Annotated in this window: 22 protein-coding genes; 3 read left to right on the plus strand and 19 right to left on the minus strand. The window is 39.8% G+C overall.

The window, feature by feature from the left end; translation table 11 throughout:
• Positions 1 to 9 precede the first annotated feature (9 nt).
• From recN to BUC17_RS06175, 7 genes are all read right to left on the minus strand, one after another.
• Positions 10 to 1662: a DNA repair protein RecN gene (recN, locus tag BUC17_RS06145; RefSeq protein ID WP_073362624.1), complete on the minus strand. Its 1653-nt coding sequence runs from the start codon at positions 1660 to 1662 to the stop codon at positions 10 to 12.
• 19 nt (positions 1663 to 1681) lie between these two features.
• On the minus strand, positions 1682 to 2575 hold the full coding sequence (gene porD / locus BUC17_RS06150; protein WP_073362626.1) for a type IX secretion system protein PorD: 894 nt from the start codon (positions 2573 to 2575) through the stop codon (positions 1682 to 1684).
• Positions 2565 to 3773 (minus strand): bifunctional phosphopantothenoylcysteine decarboxylase/phosphopantothenate--cysteine ligase CoaBC, encoded by a 1209-nt coding sequence (gene coaBC, locus BUC17_RS06155; RefSeq protein WP_073362628.1) that lies wholly within the window; start codon positions 3771 to 3773, stop codon positions 2565 to 2567. The genes porD and coaBC overlap by 11 nt, the downstream gene beginning before the upstream one ends.
• 11 nt (positions 3774 to 3784) lie before the next feature.
• Positions 3785 to 4102, minus strand: coding sequence for a DNA-directed RNA polymerase subunit omega (locus BUC17_RS06160; protein ID WP_073362712.1), 318 nt, complete (start codon positions 4100 to 4102; stop codon positions 3785 to 3787).
• Positions 4103 to 4107: 5 nt separating this feature from the next.
• Positions 4108 to 4905, minus strand: coding sequence for an outer membrane protein assembly factor BamD (locus tag BUC17_RS06165; RefSeq protein WP_073362630.1), 798 nt, complete (start codon positions 4903 to 4905; stop codon positions 4108 to 4110).
• 78 nt (positions 4906 to 4983) lie between these two features.
• Positions 4984 to 5865 carry a 4-hydroxy-tetrahydrodipicolinate synthase gene (dapA, locus tag BUC17_RS06170; protein WP_073362631.1) on the minus strand — a complete coding sequence of 294 codons (882 nt, stop codon included), beginning with the start codon at positions 5863 to 5865 and terminating at the stop codon, positions 4984 to 4986.
• A gap of 1 nt (position 5866) precedes the next feature.
• A complete protein-coding gene (locus tag BUC17_RS06175) occupies positions 5867 to 6385 on the minus strand; it encodes a DUF6913 domain-containing protein (protein WP_073362714.1) in 519 nt (172 codons plus the stop codon).
• Between the two features lie 47 nt (positions 6386 to 6432).
• On the opposite strand from BUC17_RS06175, the gene BUC17_RS06180 reads away from it, so the two are divergent.
• Positions 6433 to 7212 carry a 5'-nucleotidase C-terminal domain-containing protein gene (locus tag BUC17_RS06180; RefSeq protein ID WP_073362716.1) on the plus strand — a complete coding sequence of 260 codons (780 nt, stop codon included), beginning with the start codon at positions 6433 to 6435 and terminating at the stop codon, positions 7210 to 7212.
• A gap of 9 nt (positions 7213 to 7221) precedes the next feature.
• Positions 7222 to 8139 carry a metallophosphoesterase gene (locus BUC17_RS06185; protein ID WP_073362633.1) on the plus strand — a complete coding sequence of 306 codons (918 nt, stop codon included), beginning with the start codon at positions 7222 to 7224 and terminating at the stop codon, positions 8137 to 8139.
• On the opposite strand, the gene BUC17_RS06190 is transcribed toward BUC17_RS06185, so the two are convergent.
• The 8 genes from BUC17_RS06190 to rpsF all read right to left on the minus strand — a co-directional run bounded on the left by BUC17_RS06190 (position 8104) and on the right by rpsF (position 13896).
• On the minus strand, positions 8104 to 8808 hold the full coding sequence (locus BUC17_RS06190) for a hypothetical protein (protein ID WP_073362635.1): 705 nt from the start codon (positions 8806 to 8808) through the stop codon (positions 8104 to 8106). The genes BUC17_RS06185 and BUC17_RS06190 overlap by 36 nt on opposite strands.
• Positions 8809 to 8822: 14 nt before the next feature.
• On the minus strand, positions 8823 to 9545 hold the full coding sequence (locus BUC17_RS06195; RefSeq protein WP_073362636.1) for a hypothetical protein: 723 nt from the start codon (positions 9543 to 9545) through the stop codon (positions 8823 to 8825).
• Positions 9545 to 10225 (minus strand): hypothetical protein, encoded by a 681-nt coding sequence (locus BUC17_RS06200; protein WP_073362638.1) that lies wholly within the window; start codon positions 10223 to 10225, stop codon positions 9545 to 9547. The genes BUC17_RS06195 and BUC17_RS06200 overlap by 1 nt, the downstream gene beginning before the upstream one ends.
• On the minus strand, positions 10215 to 12212 hold the full coding sequence (gene ligA / locus BUC17_RS06205; protein WP_073362639.1) for an NAD-dependent DNA ligase LigA: 1998 nt from the start codon (positions 12210 to 12212) through the stop codon (positions 10215 to 10217). The genes BUC17_RS06200 and ligA overlap by 11 nt, the downstream gene beginning before the upstream one ends.
• A 49-nt stretch (positions 12213 to 12261) precedes the next feature.
• Complete coding sequence (locus BUC17_RS06210) at positions 12262 to 12738, minus strand: DUF6495 family protein (RefSeq protein WP_073362641.1); 477 nt, start codon at positions 12736 to 12738, stop codon at positions 12262 to 12264.
• A 61-nt stretch (positions 12739 to 12799) separates the two neighbouring features.
• Positions 12800 to 13240, minus strand: a complete 441-nt coding sequence (gene rplI, locus BUC17_RS06215) for a 50S ribosomal protein L9 (RefSeq protein ID WP_073362642.1) — start codon at positions 13238 to 13240, stop codon at positions 12800 to 12802.
• Between the two features lie 15 nt (positions 13241 to 13255).
• Positions 13256 to 13552: a 30S ribosomal protein S18 gene (rpsR, locus tag BUC17_RS06220; RefSeq protein ID WP_073362644.1), complete on the minus strand. Its 297-nt coding sequence runs from the start codon at positions 13550 to 13552 to the stop codon at positions 13256 to 13258.
• Between the two features lie 5 nt (positions 13553 to 13557).
• Positions 13558 to 13896, minus strand: a complete 339-nt coding sequence (rpsF, locus tag BUC17_RS06225) for a 30S ribosomal protein S6 (RefSeq protein WP_073362646.1) — start codon at positions 13894 to 13896, stop codon at positions 13558 to 13560.
• 170 nt (positions 13897 to 14066) lie between these two features.
• Here rpsF and BUC17_RS06230 point away from each other — a divergent pair, with 170 nt between their 5' ends.
• Complete coding sequence (locus BUC17_RS06230; RefSeq protein ID WP_073362647.1) at positions 14067 to 14762, plus strand: LytR/AlgR family response regulator transcription factor; 696 nt, start codon at positions 14067 to 14069, stop codon at positions 14760 to 14762.
• Here BUC17_RS06230 and priA read toward each other — a convergent pair.
• The 4 genes from priA to nadC are packed head-to-tail and all read right to left on the minus strand — an operon-like array spanning position 14759 to position 19439.
• The gene (gene priA, locus BUC17_RS06235) at positions 14759 to 17206 is read right to left on the minus strand and encodes a replication restart helicase PriA (protein ID WP_073362649.1); all 2448 of its coding nucleotides are present in this window, start codon (positions 17204 to 17206) and stop codon (positions 14759 to 14761) included. The two genes, BUC17_RS06230 and priA, sit on opposite strands and share 4 nt — an antisense overlap.
• A complete protein-coding gene (locus BUC17_RS06240) occupies positions 17207 to 17635 on the minus strand; it encodes a DUF2147 domain-containing protein (RefSeq protein WP_073362651.1) in 429 nt (142 codons plus the stop codon).
• Positions 17632 to 18579, minus strand: a complete 948-nt coding sequence (locus BUC17_RS06245; protein ID WP_073362652.1) for a YihY/virulence factor BrkB family protein — start codon at positions 18577 to 18579, stop codon at positions 17632 to 17634. The genes BUC17_RS06240 and BUC17_RS06245 overlap by 4 nt, the downstream gene beginning before the upstream one ends.
• Entirely contained in the window at positions 18579 to 19439 is an 861-nt protein-coding gene (nadC, locus tag BUC17_RS06250) for a carboxylating nicotinate-nucleotide diphosphorylase (protein WP_073362654.1), read from the minus strand. The genes BUC17_RS06245 and nadC overlap by 1 nt, the downstream gene beginning before the upstream one ends.
• Positions 19440 to 19456: the final 17 nt, after the last annotated feature.

Consider the following 19456-nt stretch of genomic DNA (forward strand, 5'->3'; position numbering starts at 1 on the left):
GGCATTTTTTTAGTTAAGCAATTCACGGGCTTGGCCGATTGCTGCGGAAGTAACTACTTCTCCTGAAAGCATTTGGGCGATTTCTTGAATTCGTTCCTCTGCATTCAAGGCTTTTACATTGGACGTAGTACGGGTATCGTCGTCCTCTTTGTAAACTTTAAAATGGTGTTGCCCTTTCCCCGCAATTTGTGGCAAATGGGTGATTGCAAAAAGTTGGATGTTCTGACTCATACCGCGCATGATCGCTCCCATTTTATGGGCAATTTCTCCTGAAACACCGGTATCAATTTCATCCAAAATTAAAGTAGGTAGTTGAATCTTTGTAGACAATATCGCTTTAACAGCCAACATGATACGCGACAATTCACCCCCTGAGGCCACTTTCTTTAAACTACCCAACTGGGCGCCTTTATTGGCTGCAAAAAGCAATTGAATTCCAGTATTCCCTTGCAATGTAAAGGTTGTTTTTGCTGGAAATTCTATCGCAAACTGTGCATTCGGCATTCCTAAATTGGCTACAATTTGCTGCATTTCTCCCACTAACGAACCAACAGCTGCTTGACGATTTTGCGTTAGTGTCTGGGCCAATTGCTCTAATTCTTGAAGATACCCACTCACCTCCTGCTCCAACTGTACAATTTCCTCATCTAACGTAGTGAGCGAAACCATTTTTGATTGAAGCGATTCTTGAATTTCCAATAAAGCATCGATGGTTTGTACTTGATGCTTCTTTTGTAGTGTGTATATGGTTTGCAACTGATCTTGAAGGTTTTGTAACGTTTCAGGATCGGCTTGTAATTCTTCCGCTCCTTGTTGCAACTCGGCAGCGATATCATCAATTTCGATTAAAACACTCGAGATCCGTGTTAGAAGTAGATGGTATTCGGGTGAAAAAGAGGCAATTTTAGCGAGCGCATTTTTTGAATCTTTCAATTGATCAACTACACCGAACGATTCACTTTGCAACGCGCTAAGTACTTTAGCCAGTTGGGTTTGAATCAATTCAACGTGGGTTAGCTTCTCCAATTGCGATTCCATCTCTTCCTGAGAACCAGCCACCAATTGAGCAGCGACCAATTCTTCCCACAAAAAAGAATGGTAGTCTTGTTCTTGAAAGGCTTGCGCTCGAGCCAATTGTTTTTCTTGTAGCGTTGTTTGTGCTTTTCGATAAGCCTTTAAGGTATGCTGATAGGTCGTAACGATTTCGATATTTCCTGCGACAGCATCAACGAGTTGAAATTGAAAGTCGTCGTCATTTAGCGCTTGCGTTTCATGTTGGGAATGCACATCGATTAACCGAGCGCCCAAGGCTTGCAACTCCGATAAATTGACAGGCGTATCGTTGATAAAAGCTCTTGACTTGCCGGAGGGTAATATTTCGCGTCGAATGATTGTTTCGGCATCGTAATCCAAATCGTTCGCTACAAAGAAATCCTGAAGTTGATAGGAGGAAATTGAGAAATGCGCTTCAATCACACATTTTTCATTTGAATTTTTGAGGGCAGACAAATCGGCTCGATTGCCCAAGATCAAACCCAATGCACCCAATAGAATCGACTTTCCGGCTCCCGTTTCACCTGTAATCACCGTAAAACCAGAAGAAAAGTTAACCGAAAGTTTTTCGATTAAAGCATAATTTTCTATCGAAAGGGCTGTAATCATTTAGATGTTTTCGATACAATTAAAATTTTATAGCATTCCACTTACTGCTGTTCAGAGGAGAAATTCGCGATAACTTATCAACGATTCCATCCGCAGGAACGGCTGGTCCACCGGATAATATTGCCACCAATTCATCGGCTTTGGCATCAAAAAACAATCGTGTTAAAAAGGCATTGGGGCGTGTTTTGTGCAAAGCTTCCAAACTGTTGATCGACTCTACAATGGCCTTTTTTCCCGCCTTTAGGTCTTTATGCATCAAATCTAAACCTTGAAAATGATACTTGTAAATGGCTTCCAAATAGGGTTTGAAGGTTCCCGACAATAAATCGGCTACCAAATAATAGCGATTATTCGTTCGATCCGACTGCTGCCAACCCTTTCCACCGCCAGGCATGGCCAAATTGACGACTTCTTGCGCTTTTTGGAAATAGGGTAAACCACTATCCAACTCAAAACTTTCGGCATCAATTCCTAGAATAATATAGATGTAAAACGCCAACGTTGACATCAGGTTGGAGTCATAACTGTTGGGATTGAAGTACATTTGTTGAAATTCAACGTATTGAAATTGAAAATCTTTATCGTTGATATTTAACAAGTTGGAGCTGTATCCCGAGTTAAAAATAGGTCTTGAAGATTGTACTTGAAGACTCGCATCAAAGTTGTTGTTTTCATACGCATTGATCGTAATGAACATGCTGCAGCTAATTTTCTCTTGATTTTCAAAAGTCTTCTCCGTCCAAACTGTTTTATTGATAAAATCATTGATAGAGGTCTCCAACGATTTAAATATTTGGGTGTTGACATTTGTAATTTTATCGTAGTTGATGACCACCCTACAATTGATTTCTTGGGCATTTACGGTCCCTATGGATAAAATCAAAACCACTAAAAGGAGCAATTTATCTCTCATAATGTTGTATTACTTTTTGCAAAATTTCATAGGCAACTGCCTCTTTCGACTGTAAAGGCTTGGGTTCTATTGTTCCATCCCGATCGATAAGCGTTACTTTGTTGGTAGGTGTTCCAAATCCAGCGCCGGCATCACGAAGGGAATTAAGCACAATCAAATCTAAGTTTTTTTTCGCAATTTTCAACTTCGCATTTTCAATTTCATTTTGCGTTTCTAGGGCGAAACCAATTAAAAATTGGGCTTTCTTTTGCGCTCCTAATGCGGCCAAGATATCCTTGTTTTTGACCAACGTTAAGGTGAGTGTCTCGTCTGATTTTTTAATCTTCTCTGAGGCAACAACATCGGGTCGATAATCGGCTACAGCAGCAGCACAAATCGCCGTATCAACTTCTGGAAAATAGTGAAGGCAAGCGGAATACATTTCCTCTGCCGTTTGTACATCAATACGGTTGACCGCAGTATTTTTCAGCGTCAAAGCCGTTGGACCTGTAACCAGATAAACCGTAGCGCCTAAAGAAGCCGCTGCTTCAGCGATATCAAACCCCATTTTTCCAGTAGCATGATTTCCTATAAACCGAACTGGATCAATAGGTTCGTAGGTGGGACCGGCGGTAATCAATATTTTTTTATTGCGTATGGGCATTTTGCCGAGCAAATCGTTTTCGAGAAATGCCACAATGTTTTCGGGTTCGGCCATACGTCCTTCGCCCGATAATCCGCTGGCTAGTTCTCCTTTTTCAGCGGGTATCATAATGTTTCCGAATTGCTGCAACAACTGAAAGGAAGCCAAGGTGGACGGATGTTTGTACATATCCAAATCCATGGCAGGTGCAAAATAAACAGGACATTTTGCCGATAGATAGGTTGCAATCAACAGATTGTCACAGTTTCCATGGGCCATTTTGGCCAAGGTATTAGCGGTTGCGGGTGCAATCAACATGAGATCGCCCCACAATCCCAATTCTACATGATTGTTCCACTGTATCGCCTCATCGTCGTTGTAGAACGAACTGTAAACTGGGTTCTTGGAGAGAGTAGCGAGCGTTAGGGGCGTTACAAAATCAACAGAAGCAGGTGTCATGACCACACGGACCTGAGCACCTGCTTTGATGAGTAATCGAACCAATGTAGCGGATTTGTAAGCAGCAATGCCTCCGGAAACCCCGAGCACTATTTTTTTACCGCTCAACACTGCCATGGGATCAATTTTTATTTTGATACGTCTTTGTGATAAATTTTACCATCCGCCCATTCTTGAACAGCAAGCGCGTGGGGTTTAGGTAATTTTTCATAGAATTTTGAAACTTCAATTTGCTCTTTATTTTCAAAAATCTCTTCCAAGCTATCATTGTACGTCGCAAACTCTTCCAATTTTTCAATCAATTCTTTTTTGATTTCCGTATTGATTTGCGTGGCTCTTTTGGCCATAATGGTAATAGCTTCGTAAATGTTACCGGTTTGCTCTTCGATAACAGCACGGTTGTACGTAATTGTATTTACGGGTGCTGTTGTCTTTTTTAAATCCATTTTACTCATGACTTTGAAAATTGTTGTAATTCTTTATCAATTTGTTCCAACATAACGTCGGCTTTGCTTTTAAATTTTGAATCGCCTTTAAATTTAACTAAAGACTGGTAAGCGCCTTTGGCATTGTTTAAGCGCTCTTGCATTTTGGAAGGAACACTGTTAATGGCCAATTGAAAGGCAGAATCCAATTTAAGGAACAACGCTTCTTCTTTGAAAACTGTCCCAGGAAAATCCGATAAAAAGATATCGAAAGCCACTTGAGCAGCTTTGTGATCTCCAATGGTATTGTATTGTTTCGCTACTTCAAAAGCTTTGCGTTCGAGTTTAACGCGTAAGTCTTTTGCAATTGCATTTGCCTGAGCCATGTACGTCGAATTGGGGTAACGATCAATGAACTCTTGCATTTTAAAAATGGCTTTATCGGTTTCTGTTTGATCCAAACTGTAGGTTGGAGACAATTCTGCAAAACACTTGGCCGATAAAAAGAACGCTTCCTCAGCACGAGGATCTTTGGGGTATGAAGAAGCAAATCCTTCCAATTGATAGGCCGCTAGATAATACTGTTTTGTGTTGTAATACGACATACCAAAACTGTAAGACATCTCCTCTTCTCCCGATTTGCCTTTGTAAACTGGAGCAATGATTTCATACAAACGAATGGCCTTGCTGTACTTTTGTTTGTCGTACATTTTTTTGGCCACCTCTTTTTTTACTTCGGTATCTTCCGATTTAAATGCTTTTTGGTATTCGCTACAGCTTACCAAAAATAATCCAAGTATACTAAGAATCAATCGTTTTTTCATTCAGAAATAGGTTCTTTCGACTTTCGCCAAAACGAAACGCAAAAGTAGGTATTATTTGTATAGCTTTAAAATATTTTTTTACAAGGGAAATGCATCCACAAATTGCTTCAATCGTTGCGATAAATCGGAAGAAACGTTGACCAAAGGCAAACGAACGGTATTCTCGGACAACCCTAAATGCATAAACACCTCTTTAATTCCCGCAGGATTTCCTTGTTCAAAAATCATATTGATGGCATCAGCCAACTGGTAATGAATGGCATAGGCTTCATCGACTTTTCGATTCAAACCCAAACGTACCATATCGGAAAACGCTTTAGGAAATCCTTCACCGATTACCGAAATTACGCCACTTCCACCCGCCAAAACCATCGGTAAGGTGATCATGTCGTCGCCCGAAATCACGTGAAAATGAGCGGGTTTGTGCTGCAATAACTGCATCGCTTGTACGATATCCCCTGCAGCTTCTTTGATAGCCACAATATTGGAAAACTCTTGCGCCAAACGAATTACGGTTGCGGGCAACATATTGCTCGACGTTCGACCCGGAACATTGTATAAAATTATGGGGATAGGCGAGGCTTCTGCGATTGCCTTGAAATGTTGATAAATTCCTTCTTGCGTGGGCTTATTGTAATACGGAGACACCGATAATATTGCGGTAAAAGCCGACAAATCTCGTGTCTTCAACTCATGAACCACTTGCGCTGTATGATTCCCCCCTACGCCCAAAACAAGCGGCAAACGACCTTGATTGGCCTGAATTACGGTTTGAATCACTAACTCTTTTTCCTCAGCGGTCAAAGTAGCACTTTCGGCAGTGGTACCTAAAACGACTAAATATTCAATTCCGTTTTCAATTTGAAAATTGACAATTCGAGTAAGTGCTTCTGTATCGACAGCACCTTCTTTTTGAAAAGGAGTTACCAGCGCTACACCGGTACCAATTAATGCTCGCATGCTATATTTTATTAAGGATTTTTAAGTATTTAAATAATTCTTCGGTGAATTGTGAATGATTGTCTGTCTCGGTGGCAATCATCAAATCATTCAATTTCTTATCTACGCTAGCAAAACCTGCTTTAAAACCAGAGCGGGATGATTGCGAAATGAATTGTAATATCCCTTTATCAGTAGGATAATAATTGATAAGTAAATCGTAATATTGGGAGATAAATCGTTGCACAACAGCACTATCAAACGACCCCGTCCATTTGAAATCGCGGTAGGAAAAAACGGGATAGTCAAAGGTTTCTTTTTTGGAAACATGATCTCTGAACACCAGAATCTCAATATTTTCGGGACGTATTCCTTTTTTGACCAAGTCACGAATCAAAGCGTCTTTGTCCTGAAAGCAAGTCTCATCCAAGATAATACCCACCTTTTTCACCAAATCACTGGAGGTCAATTGCTTGATTTCAGTCCATTTACGTTTAACGATTTTTTTAAGTGATATGTCCTTTAATCTTTGGAAAAACATAGTATTTTTACTTACTACAAATTTAATTAAATTCAACTGCATTGCACATGGTAAAGCTAAAAAAGTATCGCAGCTTGCGAAAGTACTTTGTTTTTATCTTAACATTTGGCATCCTTGTGGCTTGTCACCGAAATCCGTGGACTGCCACGCGGGTTACGGGAACAAAAATCGCTATCGCAGAGAGCCAGCCGATTGATTCCACTATCGAAGCGGTAATACAACCCTACCGTCAACATATTGAAAAAGACCTGAGCACGGTGTTGGCTTATAATCCCGAACCTTTGGATAAATCAAAAGGGAAATGGCAAACGAACATCGGGTGTTTTATGGCCGATATCACCCTTGAATATGTCAATAAAACTTTGGTGCAACGCGGTTCAGCGCCCGCTGCGATATGTTTGCTCAATCATGGGGGAATTCGAGCAGTTATTCCTCAGGGTGACGTTACCGCACGAACAGCTTATGAGGTTATGCCCTTTGAAAATAGTGTCGTGGTTCTTGCGTTAAAAGGAACCCAGATTAGCGCGATGGTCGATTATCTCCTGCAAGAGAAAAAACCGCATCCTTTGTCGGGCTTAAGCTTTACTTTACATGACAACCATGCTGAAAGTATTTTAGTGCAAGGCATTCCATTGGACGAAAATAAAGTTTATCGAGTTGCGACTTCAGACTATTTATCCAATGGTGGCGACAACATGACCTTTTTTAGCAAAGCTTTGGAAACGGAACAAACCGATTATAAAATCCGAAATTTACTCATCGATTATTTTAAGGCTACGGATACGATACGGGTAAATTCGACTCCCCGAATTAGCATTAAAGAATAACAAAACCGCATGAAACGCAGAGAATTTATCAAAACAACCGGAGCGGCTGGAGCTTATGTAGGACTAGGAAGTCTTGGGTTAAGTAGTTTTACAACTGCTGAAACGAAACAAATTACTATTTTACACACCAACGATGTGCATAGTTATATTGATCCTTTTCCCGAGAATCACCCAAAAAATCCGAATAAAGGAGGCGTGGCCCGTCGAGCAGCGGTGATCAAAATGATTCGGGAGGAAAACCCCAATGTATTGTTGGTCGATGCAGGTGATATTTTTCAAGGAACGCCTTATTTTAACTATTATGGGGGTGAATTGGAATTCAAACTCATGAACTTGATGGAATATGATGTGGCTACGATTGGGAATCATGATTTTGACAACGGCATTGACGGCTTAATGACCCAATTAAAAAAGGCAGATTTTGAGATGGTTTCTGCCAATTACGACCTGAAAAACACGGTTTTGGATGGACTTGTCTCGCCGTATACCCTGAAAATAGTTGACGGAGTAAAGATTGGCATCTTTGGCTTGGGCATTGCCTTGCAAGGACTTGTCGACGTACGCAACAGTAAAGAAACGAAGTACTTGGATCCTGTGGAAATTGCAACCGATACTGCCCGACTGCTTCGTCAAGAAAAAAAATGTGACTTGGTCATTTGCCTTTCTCATTTGGGATTTAATTATCCCGATGATGCTTCAAAAATTAGCGATATGCTCTTGGCCCAAAAAACAGAAAACATTGACTTAATTATCGGGGGACATACCCATACTTTTTTGGACAAACCCGTTGTTGTGTCGAATCGTGCGGGGAAAAAAGTGTTAATTAATCAGGTAGGTTGCTACGGTTTGAATCTAGGGCGTATCGATTTTTACCTCACCAATGACAACCAATTAGCTGCGAAAGGTACTTCGATTGAAATTGGGTGATTCGGCGGCTAACGCAAAACGATAAAAAGCATAAAATCCTAATACATTCAACAGCATTGCTAAGGGACGCATGATTTGTGAATGTACCTCAGCTAAGTAATACTTTTCGATATAGATTACCAATTGCAGACCCAAAAACAGTAAGATACTAATTAGAAGTAGAGAATGCACTTGATTATCATCCATCACATAAACGGAAATAGCTATTCCTCCAAAAACTGCAGCAATAATGTTGTGAAAAAACACCATAGCAACAGCATTGTCGGGTACATCGTTGGCCGCAAATAGATAAAAAAAGATGAAAGCTAAAGGCAAAGTTGCCAGCATAAACGCAAGCCAATATTTAATTTTGACATGATTCAAAATGAAATACAACAAAAACAAGCGGTGTATGGTAAAACAAATAATTCCGTAAAATAAACTTTCCACCGTGTTGGGAATAAATAGCAGGTTGGTCAGCGCAGAAAAAACCATTATTCCCAAAAAAACAAAGCTTTTTTGCTTTGAAATCCAAAAGTACATCCCCAACAAAATTAGAGGAATCAAAGGCTTTGAAACGTATATAACCGGTAAAATTCGAAAATACTCCCCCACCAATTCAACGCCCCCGTTTATAAAATAGAGCACTGTAAATCCAGTTACTAATTGATGTGAGCGTTTTGAATTCATTCTATAAAATTAACTTATTTTTTGTAATAAATATCCTTTATTGTTGATTTTTTTACTAAAATATCCGAAATCAAAACCATGTATTTGCATAAAAAAACATGTCCTAAAAGAAAGAAAATCATAGAAATAGGCTTTAAATAATCAATATTTAGGTAGTATAATTTCACGCCAAGTACAAATAAATTGAGTGCAAAACATAAAGCACTCATAAAAAGCAATTTACTTGCATTATCATGGATTAAAAAATAAGCACCGAAAGCTATTCCACCCAACAATGCCATAACAAAGGCCTGAGCTATTAACATGTATAATTCGTATTCAAATACATCGGTGTAAACCAAATGAATGACACTCAAAAATAAAATTAAAAAGGGCGCCGATCCCATCAACACTGGTTTTAAACGTATCCCACGAGAAAACTCAAATTTCCAGATTTCGAAAACAATAATACTTCGGTGTATTATAAAACAAAGTGTCGCACAAAAAAGGAACGTAGAAGAAGGAAAAATAAAAGCCAAATTAGCCAACCAATTGAATAACAAAGCAACCAAATACCCTTTATTTATTGTGGAAGTCGTAACAAAATAAAAGCACGCCAATAAAGGAAGGAGCAACGGTTTGGTGGCATAAATAATGGCTTGGTTTTGATAAAATTCAGCACCAATCTCAACAGCCGAAACCAACCAAAAAAGATAAAACACAAGGGAATTGCGTACTTCCGAATTCAATAATGCCATTACTTTATTTCTTTACTTTTGGGGTGATTCAACACAAAAAGAACCAAGGAGATATAGGATAAATAATGACACAAATGATGCAATATATCCAAAACTATAAGATTAATTTTTATGGTATATAACACATAAAACACTTGTGAAACCAAAATGGAAACGGAAGTAATCAACAAAAACAAATTTGACAACTGCATTGTGTACAGTCCGTTGTAGGCTGTTAGTCCATTCATCGCTACCAACGTTAGTCCGAAAATGGCAATGGCATACGGAAGTAATCCCTTTTCCTCCCAGAAAAAGCTCACAACGGTAATCCATAAATAACCCAAGAATAAAAGCACTAATGCTAGTGAAATCGCATTAATTGTATCCCAATAAAAGCGTTTACTTTCGCGTAATGCCAAACGAACAATAATCAGGTTTCCTATAAAAAAGGGAGCTAATAAGTAAAGTATCTCCTGTTCAAAATTAAATAAGGCAATCGCATCACCCACAAAACAGACAATTAGGAAAAGGGCAACACTTCGAGAAACTTTTTGGGTATTGCCTAAATAATAAAACGCCAGTGCAGGAATGATTAATGGTTTACAAAATAATAAAATGCCGTTCCAATCCATAGCGCTGGAAAGGGAAGTCATGATTGAAAAAACAACAAAAAAAGCTAAAGCTATTTTATCAATTTTCATGCAACAAGGTTAAATATTCATCTTCAGAAATTATAGGAACTCCCAATTGTTTGGCTTTCTCCAATTTTGCGGGCCCCATATTAGCACCGGCGATGACAAAATCGGTTTTGGCCGATATCGAACTTCCAACTTTACCTCCATTATCCTCGATGGACTGCTTCAATTCATCACGGTTAAATTTTTCAAAAACACCCGAAACGACAAAGGTCTTGCCAACTAACTTCTGCGTCGCATTGGGATTGAATTGCTCAACAACTTCAAACTGAACCCCATATTCCTTCAACCGTTGAAGGATGCGTTGGTTGTTGGCATTGTCAAAAAATTCGATGACGCTATGGGCAATTCGTTCCCCTATTTCATCGACCAACATTAAATCGAGTACCGACGCATTTTGCAGCGCTTCAATTGATTTGTAATGTCGGGCTAACTTTTTGGCGACCGTCTCCCCGACATAGCGAATGCCTAAGGCGAAAAGTACGCGCTCGAAAGGAATTTCTTTGGATTTTTCAATACCGTTTACCAGATTCTCCGAACTTTTCTGAGCCATGCGATCCAATTGAATTACTTGATCCACGGTCAATTCATACAAATCGGCATAATCTTGAACCAAACCATGGGTATACAACAAGGCTACCGTTTCACCGCCCAACCCTTCAATGTCCATGGCTTTTCGCGAAATATAATGTTCGATACGGCCGATAATTTGAGGCGGACATCCATAATAATTGGGACAGTAATGCTGGGCTTCGCCTTCTTTTCGAATCAATTCGGTTTGGCACTCAGGGCAATGGGTTATGTAGGCTACAGGATGCAGGGCCGGGCCTCGTTGGGCTACGCCAATGATTTTCGGTATGATTTCACCTCCTTTTTCCACAAAAACATGATCGCCTAAACGCACATCCAGCTTCTCAATTTGATCGGCATTGTGCAAAGAGGCTCGTTTGACAATCGTTCCTGCCAACTGAACGGGTTCGAGATTCGCCACCGGAGTTATCGCGCCGGTTCGCCCTACCTGATACGTAATTGAATTTAAAGTGGTCGTTACTTGCTCGGCTTTGAATTTATAGGCGATAGCCCAACGAGGGGCTTTGGCCGTAAATCCCAATTCTTCTTGCTGGTGCAAATCGTTTACTTTAATCACCACACCATCGGTTTCATAGGGCAACTCATGACGGTGCACATCCCAATAATCGATAAATTCAAAAACTTCTTGTAAATTTTGGGCTAATTTGGATTGATTGGGGACTTTAAATCCCCATTGTCTTGCCGCTTGAAGTCCGTCAAATTGGGTTTGAAAAGGAAGATTATTCCCCACGATATTGTACAGTAAACAATCAAGAGGACGCCGTGCGACTTCGCTACTATCTTGTAATTTTAAACTGCCTGAGGCCGTATTTCTGGGATTGGAATAAGGGGTTTCGCCTTTTTCAAGTAATTCTTGGTTCATTTTTTCAAAACCATCCAGCGGCAGAATAATTTCGCCACGAATATCAAACTTAGGTGGAAAATTTCCTTTGAGTTTTAAGGGAACCGATTTGATTGTCTTGATGTTGGCGGTCACTTCATCGCCTTGGAATCCATCGCCACGCGTAACAGCGCGTACTAAAGTTCCGTTTTCATAGGTTATACTAATCGAGGCACCATCGTATTTTAATTCGCACGTATAATGCACCGGAATAGCACCCAATAGTTTTTGAATGCGATTTTCCCAATCGATCAAATCCTCACGAGAATACGAATTATCGAGCGAGTACATCCGTGATTCATGGACAATCGTTTCAAAGTTTTTGGTCACCATCCCTCCTACGCGTTGGGTGGGAGAATTGGAGTCAAAAAATTCGGGATATTGATTTTCAAGCGCTTGGAGTTCTTTCAATAATTGGTCAAACTCATAATCCGAAATCGTGGGTTGATCCAACACGTAGTAGTTGTAATTGTGTTGGTCTAACGTTTCACGTAACTGAAATATTCGTTGCGCTGGCTCCATAAATACTGTTTTTTTTCAGGACTAATGTAGCCATTTTTTGGAAAATAGATTAGGATTGATTTAGGATTTCATACAACTGATCATACAACTGACCTTCGCTTAGAATGGCCCCTTGGGTAATCAATTCAAACAAAGCCAGATTGCGTTCGCCGTCGTACTTTTTCATCCCCGTATGAATGTCAACTTCGGGGGTAAAAAGGTGTTGTGACAACCAGGTTAATCCCTCTTTTTGTAAAAAATCAACGCCAGGAACGTTGGTTTTGATAATGATGGAATGCATGGAAGTCTCTTGGCAGTGAAACAAAAAAATATGTTGGGGAGAAAAATGCTCCAAATAGGAAGCCTTGTCCAATACCCCTTCCCAAATTAAATCGGAAAACACATCGAGTTCTTGTTCGGCGACTTCGGGTTTTTGGGCTTTCAAGGCGTCCCATTCCTTTTTATCAATGGATTGTGAAGCTAAAAAATTGGCGAACTCAACATGTAACGCTTCAAATTGCTCTTTGGTCAGTCGTTTGTATTTCATAGGAAAAGGTCAAAAAAAATCCCGTCCATAAGAACGGGATTGTATGGTAATGGGATTTTGATTATTGCTCAGCAACGATTTCGTAAGCTACATCAACAATCACTGAACGGTGTAAACGAACACTAGCTGTATATTTTCCTGTACGTTTAACCGTACCGCTAGTGATAAATTTACGATCAATGCTATGACCTGCTTTTTCCAATGCTTCAGCGATATCAATGTTGGTTACTGAACCAAACAATTTATCACCCCCTGCTTTTGCAGTAATTTTAATATCTAATGCTTTCAAAGCCTCAGCCAAAGCTTGTGCGTCAGCAACAATTTTAGCTTCTTTGTGTGCTTTTTGCTTTAGGTTTTCAGCCAATACTTTCTTGGCCGAAGGAGTAGCCAACGTAGCCAATCCTTGAGGAATTAGGAAGTTGCGACCGTAACCGGGTTTTACGCTTACGATATCGTCTTTAAAACCTAAATTCTGAACGTCTTGTTTTAAAATGAGTTCCATAATCTTTTCTCCTTATTATTTTAATAAATCCGCAACGTAAGGCATTAAAGCCAAGTGACGCGCTCTTTTGATAGCTACAGAAACTTTTCTTTGGTATTTCAAAGAAGTTCCAGTTAAACGACGGGGTAAAATTTTACCTTGCTCGTTTACAAACTTTAATAAGAAGTCTGGATCTTTATAATCTACATACTTGATTCCAGATTTTTTGAAACGACAATATTTTTTGGTTTTGTTGGTTTCAATGTTCAAAGGCGTAAGATATCTGATATCTCCGTCTTTTTTTCCTTTTGCTGATTGTTCGATTGTCGACATGATCCTTACGCTTTAGATTTTAATTTTTCTCTTCTTCGTTCTGCCCAAGAAATAGCGTGTTTGTCTAACGCTACTGTCAAGAAACGCATCACACGCTCGTCGCGACGGAATTCTGTTTCAAATTGGATTAACACTTCTGGAGAAGCTTGGAATTCGAATAAATGGTAAAAACCACTTTTCTTGTGTTGGATTTCGTAAGCTAATTTTTTTAAGCCCCAATCCTCTTTTGATACCATTTTAGAACCCTTGGAAGTAAGAAAATCCTCGAACTTGCTTACTGTTTCCTTTACCTGAACTTCAGATAAAACGGGATTTAAAATGAAAACAGTTTCATAATGTTTCATAATAGAAATGATTAAAAAATTCAAATTGGGCGCGAAGTTAGTAAAAATATTTTACCGAACAAGCAAAAGTTAAAAATATTCGCTTAAGTGCAAAAAAAGCCGATAAAAATTAGGTTTTTTGATTTAAACCTTATACTTTAGCGGAACCAAATCTATAATAACACTAAATTATGAAGTTAAATTGTGTAGTAGTTGACGACAGTTCATTACAACGAATGGTGATTGCAAAGTTAGTAAATAATCATCCTAATTTACATTTAGTAGGTGATTTTTCTAACGCAATTGAAGCAAAGAACTGTATGACCGTACATACCGTGGATTTAATCTTCCTGGATGTAGAGATGCCTGTCATTAGTGGTTTTGATTTTATTGACGGTTTAAAAGTTAAGCCACAAGTAATTTTCATCACTTCTAAAGCAGAATACGCACTCAAGGCTTTCGATTATGACGCTACCGATTACCTACAAAAGCCTATCGTTTTAGAACGTTTTAACGCCTCTGTAAAACGTGCCTTAGAACAACACATGTTGCGTCGTGAAAACCATGAAGAAGAAGGAGAACACATCTTCATCAAGAGTAATCTTAAAAAACTCAAGGTTTACACGAACAAAATCAAGTGGATTGAGGCCTATGGTGATTACGTAAAAGTTGTAACCGAAGAAGACACCAACTTGGTACTTTCGACCATGAAATCTTTTGAAAAAGATCTTTCTAAAGATAAATTCATTCGCGTACACAAGTCGTATATTATTAATATAGACAAAGTAGAGCGCTTCAACAGTAAATATGCCGAAATTGGCGTAACAAAAATACCGTTGAGTCGCAACAAAAAAGATGATTTAATCAAAGCTTTGGCTATTGCTTAATAGTAATCCACATTTACCGTAACTTTAATCGTTCGGTATTGTGCCACCGTATCAAAACTATCCAAAAGGCGTTGGATAGTTTTTTTTATGCCCGTTACCGACTTATTGGCTGGTGTTTTGATCAAAATCGTTCGCAAATATTCATTTCGGATTTTATTGATTGCCGGTTCTTCGGGTCCCAAAACAGGACTGTCAATGTGTTGCTTTAACCCTTGGTACAACCATAAACTTCCTTCTTTTAATTTTCCAAAATCACGATGCTTAAGGGTTAGGCGAATTAATCGATAATACGGTGGATATTTGTAAATCTGACGGTCATACAATTGCTCTTTGAACATTTCGGTGTAACTATGATGCGTCACTTGTTGAATGGTATTGTGCAACGGATTGTAGGTTTGAATCATCACTTTACCCTGCTTCTCGGAACGACCGGCGCGACCTGCAACTTGTGTGAGCAACTGAAAACTGCGTTCAAACGCCCTAAAATCAGGGTAGTACAACAAATTATCGGCGTTTATGATGCCCACAAGCGATACATTTTCAAAGTCCAAGCCTTTTGCCAACATTTGGGTCCCCACCAAAATATCGATTTCTCGATTCTTGAAGCTGTCAATTAACTTTTCAAAACTGTATTTGCCCCGTGTCGTATCTTGGTCCATGCGTTTGATGTTGCTTTGGGGAAAAATTTGCGCCAAATCCATTTCAATTTGCTCGGTTCCAATTCCTTTAGTTATCAAATCGGTACTCGAACACGCATGACAATGGGAAGGTTTGGCAATCGCATAACCACAATAATGACAGCGCAATTGGTTTTTGAACTTATGATAGGTTAAACTCACGTTGCAATTGGTGCATTGCGGAATATGGCCACAGGTCATGCACTCCATCACGGGTGCAAATCCACGGCGGTTTTGAAACAAAATCACTTGTTCTCCCAACGCTAAGGCTTCGGCTATGGCGTCAAGTAACGCCACACTGAAATGCCCTTTCATTTGCTTTTTGAAATAAGCTTCTTTTAAATCAATCAATTGTACTTCAGGGAGCGGCGTCTTTCCATAGCGCTCCAAAAGATTCACTAAACCGTATTTTCCAATTTTTACATTGTGGTAGGTTTCAATACTGGGCGTAGCCGAACCCAACAGCGTTTTGGCACCATGGGCTTGAGCTAATACAATGGCTGCATCACGGGCATGATAGCGAGGCGCAGGATCTTGTTGCTTGAAGGTTTGCTCATGCTCTTCATCGACCAAAACCAACCCTAAATTGGAAAAGGGCAAAAACAACGCCGAGCGCGCTCCAATTACAATTTGCGCCGTTGGATTTTGCTGTAAAACATTGTGCCACACTTCAACACGCTCGTTATTGGAGTATTTTGAATGAAACACACTGACTGTATTTCCAAAATAACGCGTTAACCGTTGCACCAACTGGGTGGTTAAGGCTATTTCGGGTAACAAATACAGTACTTGCTTCCCGGTTTGAATCGTAGCCTCAATCATTTTGATGTACAATTCTGTTTTACCCGAACCCGTAACCCCATGCAGTAATACGACAGGTTTTGTTTTGAAAGCGTGTTGGAGCGCATCATACGCCTCTTGTTGGGCCATACTTAAAGTTAGGGTATACGGTTGAAAAGCATTTGTAAAATCCACCCGATCTTCTTGTAACGAATAGGTTTCAAAAACACTTTTGGCAACGAGTGCGTTTAGAACCGCATCGCTTACTCCTGATTTTTCTTTCAATTGTTTGACAGAAATAGGCTTTCGACTTTCAGCTTGACACTGAAAATACCCAAGTACGGCCTCTTTTTGACGCGAACTTTTTAAACTATCCAACAAGGCAACCAACTGGGATTCTTCGGCATAGGCAGGGGACAATCGTACATACTTCACCCATTTGGGTTTGTAGGTTTGCTGTACTTCCTCATGCAATGCGAGTACGCCTTTTTGCAACAACGACTGCACGACAGGATACACATTTTTTCGATTCAAAATGGAGGAAGCCAACTGCATCGTCAAAGAAGATTGGTGTTGCAATGCCTCATAAATCAAGTATTCGTCGTCGGTCATGGCGCTATTATCCACTTGTACCTCAGGCCGAAAATGAAGCTGTGTTTCACTCTCCAAAATAAAAGCAGCAGGTAAAGCGCCACGAAATACCTCGCCCAATGTACACATATAATACGAGGCAATCCACTGCCAATGGTTCAACTGGATTGCATTGACCAAAGGCGACTCATCCAAGATATGGTCAATCGATTTGGCTTCATACAACTGGGGTGGAATTTGATGCACATGATGCACCAAAGCGGTATACATTTTCCGTTTTCCAAAGGGAACAACCACCCGCATACCGGGTTGTAAAAAATGGTATTCGGCCTCGGTTACCACATAGGTAAAGGTTCGAGGTAAGGCTAACGGTAAAATGACTTCGGCAAAATACACCTAGCTTTTCTTAACTTTAATCCAATATTGTGTACGTCCTAAAAGTGAAAACCCAACATAACCGCGTACTTTGAGCTTGTCATTTCCGTCGAGTGAAATGGTACATTTGTACACTTTCCCTGTTTTGGGATCGGTAATGGTACCGCCGGTAAATTCATCATCGTCTTTGGTTAACCCTTTGATAATGATTAATCCTTCAATAGGTTTGTTTTTGTCTGCTCCTTCACATTGGTCGCATTTTTTATTCTTTGCCGCTGGGTCAAGCACTTCAACGATGCGTCCATAAATTTTTCCGTTTTGTTCATAGATTTCGACGATACTTTTCTCTTTACCTGTTGCATCGTCAATGGTTTTCCATTTTCCTAAAATGGTTTGCGAATAGAGGGATGTGGTAAGGAACAATCCCAACAAAATAAGACTTTTTTTCATAGCGTTTCTTCGTTTTGTTTTTTTAATTCTTCTCTATATTTCAATGTATTAATGGTTCCATTCAATTCAAATCCCAACAACAAAATGGCACTGTTGATCCAAATATAAAACATCACGACTAAAAGTGTACCAATCGATCCGTATAACTCATTGTATTTGGAAAACTTGACCACCCAAATTCCAAAAAGATACGAGGTGCCGATTATCAATAAAGTGGTAAACACTGAGCCTATGGAAATAAAGGATCGTCGTTTATCGCGTTTGATGCCGTATTTAAACAAAATGGAAGTAGTGAGTAAAATCATTAGAATCACAAACGCATACCGCCCCATTTGAATGAGGGGAATATCGTCGGAAAGCACGTCTTGGATTTTTATTTTTTGGATAAAAACTTCAAAAACGACAATAGCTGCCACCGTAATCAACAATAAAAGCGATAACAACATGGAGATCCCTAAGGCAACCAAATATTGGCGAACAAATTTTCGCTTTATCCGAACATGAGAGGACGATTCAAATCCGGTGAGAATCGCGTTTACCCCGTTTGTCATTAAAAAAACAGACATGAAAAAACCTATGGAGAGCAAGCCGGAATGGGAATGATGCAAGATATCATCAACAATTTTGGAAATGGCTTCAAAGGTTGTAGGCGGTACGCTTTCTTGCACAAATCCCATAAAATCAGTTTGAAAACCATCGATCGGGATAAACGGAATTAGGTTGAAAATGAATAGGGCAAAAGGAAAAAGTGCCATAAAAAAACTAAACGCAATCGAGGCTGCGCGATTGGAAACGGCATTTTCAAAAATTCCACTGATATAAAAAGCAATCAATTCGTAAAGAGACAATCCATAGAGCCAGGGCAACGTAATCCGGTCCAACAACTGGATCAGCTGCCGAAGCACTGGAATTTTTTGGAGAAGTTCCGCTGTACGATGTGTCATTATTCGATGGCTTTTAAACTCAAATCCATATTATATACCGAATGGGTAAGCGCACCCGAGGAAATATAATTCACCCCGCATGCCGCATACTCGCGTATCGTTTTTTCATTGATATTTCCCGATGATTCCGTTTGACAGCGATTTCCAATGCGTTCCACTGCTTTTCGGGTATCTTCAAAATTAAAATTATCGATAAGAATACGATGGATTCCCTCAGATTGCAGAATTTCTTCAATTTCAGCCAAATTTCGCGCTTCCACGATAATCTTCAGGTCGCGTTTTGTTTCGGCCAAATACGCTTTTGTTTTTTGAATTGCCGCTGTGATTCCGCCAGCAAAGTCATTGTGGTTGTCTTTCAACATAATCATGTCATACAAGGCAAACCGATGGTTCTCCCCCCCTCCTATTTTTACAGCCCATTTTTCGCAGGCTCGAAATCCTGGAGTGGTTTTACGAGTGTCCAAAATTTTTGTTCCTGTACCTTCCAACAAATCCACATAATACCGTGTCTTGGTTGCAATGGCACTCATACGTTGCATGGCGTTCAACACCAACCGTTCGGCCTTTAAAATGGATTGCGAACGACCCGAAACATGAAAAACGACATCGCCAAACTTAACGCGAGCGCCATCTTCGATGAAAACAGCCACTTGCAAGTCCGGATCGACATAGTGAAAAACCTTTTGGGCAAACGCTACGCCAGCAATTACGCCTTCATCTTTGACCAACAATTTGGCTTTTCCAAGGGCATTTGTTGGGATACAAGCGAGCGAACTATGGTCGCCATCCCCCACATCTTCACGAATGGCATTGGCAATAATGGTTTGTATTTCGTATTCAAATTGGTCTTCTGAAATCATTCCTTTTTTGCTTAAAA

This window comes from Flavobacterium fontis, from assembly GCF_900129405.1.
Classification (GTDB): Bacteria; Bacteroidota; Bacteroidia; order Flavobacteriales; family Flavobacteriaceae; genus Flavobacterium; species Flavobacterium fontis.

Coding starts and splice junctions, on each gene's coding strand:
- recN (WP_073362624.1), bottom strand. CDS start 1,662: ATGATTACAGCCCTTTCGATAGAAAATTATGCTTTAATCGAAAAACTT.
- ligA (WP_073362639.1), bottom strand. CDS start 12,212: ATGGAGCCAGCGCAACGAATATTTCAGTTACGTGAAACGTTAGACCAA.
- BUC17_RS06230 (WP_073362647.1), top strand. CDS start 14,067: ATGAAGTTAAATTGTGTAGTAGTTGACGACAGTTCATTACAACGAATG.
- rpsF (WP_073362646.1), bottom strand. CDS start 13,896: ATGAAACATTATGAAACTGTTTTCATTTTAAATCCCGTTTTATCTGAA.
- rpsR (WP_073362644.1), bottom strand. CDS start 13,552: ATGTCGACAATCGAACAATCAGCAAAAGGAAAAAAAGACGGAGATATC.
- BUC17_RS06240 (WP_073362651.1), bottom strand. CDS start 17,635: ATGAAAAAAAGTCTTATTTTGTTGGGATTGTTCCTTACCACATCCCTC.
- dapA (WP_073362631.1), bottom strand. CDS start 5,865: ATGCGAGCATTAATTGGTACCGGTGTAGCGCTGGTAACTCCTTTTCAA.
- BUC17_RS06190 (WP_073362635.1), bottom strand. CDS start 8,808: ATGAATTCAAAACGCTCACATCAATTAGTAACTGGATTTACAGTGCTC.
- BUC17_RS06200 (WP_073362638.1), bottom strand. CDS start 10,225: ATGAAAATTGATAAAATAGCTTTAGCTTTTTTTGTTGTTTTTTCAATC.
- porD (WP_073362626.1), bottom strand. CDS start 2,575: ATGAGAGATAAATTGCTCCTTTTAGTGGTTTTGATTTTATCCATAGGG.
- rplI (WP_073362642.1), bottom strand. CDS start 13,240: ATGGAACTCATTTTAAAACAAGACGTTCAGAATTTAGGTTTTAAAGAC.
- nadC (WP_073362654.1), bottom strand. CDS start 19,439: ATGATTTCAGAAGACCAATTTGAATACGAAATACAAACCATTATTGCC.
- coaBC (WP_073362628.1), bottom strand. CDS start 3,773: ATGGCAGTGTTGAGCGGTAAAAAAATAGTGCTCGGGGTTTCCGGAGGC.
- BUC17_RS06245 (WP_073362652.1), bottom strand. CDS start 18,579: ATGACACATCGTACAGCGGAACTTCTCCAAAAAATTCCAGTGCTTCGG.
- BUC17_RS06165 (WP_073362630.1), bottom strand. CDS start 4,905: ATGAAAAAACGATTGATTCTTAGTATACTTGGATTATTTTTGGTAAGC.
- BUC17_RS06180 (WP_073362716.1), top strand. CDS start 6,433: ATGGTAAAGCTAAAAAAGTATCGCAGCTTGCGAAAGTACTTTGTTTTT.
- BUC17_RS06175 (WP_073362714.1), bottom strand. CDS start 6,385: ATGTTTTTCCAAAGATTAAAGGACATATCACTTAAAAAAATCGTTAAA.
- BUC17_RS06160 (WP_073362712.1), bottom strand. CDS start 4,102: ATGGATTTAAAAAAGACAACAGCACCCGTAAATACAATTACGTACAAC.
- BUC17_RS06210 (WP_073362641.1), bottom strand. CDS start 12,738: ATGAAATACAAACGACTGACCAAAGAGCAATTTGAAGCGTTACATGTT.
- BUC17_RS06195 (WP_073362636.1), bottom strand. CDS start 9,545: ATGGCATTATTGAATTCGGAAGTACGCAATTCCCTTGTGTTTTATCTT.
- BUC17_RS06185 (WP_073362633.1), top strand. CDS start 7,222: ATGAAACGCAGAGAATTTATCAAAACAACCGGAGCGGCTGGAGCTTAT.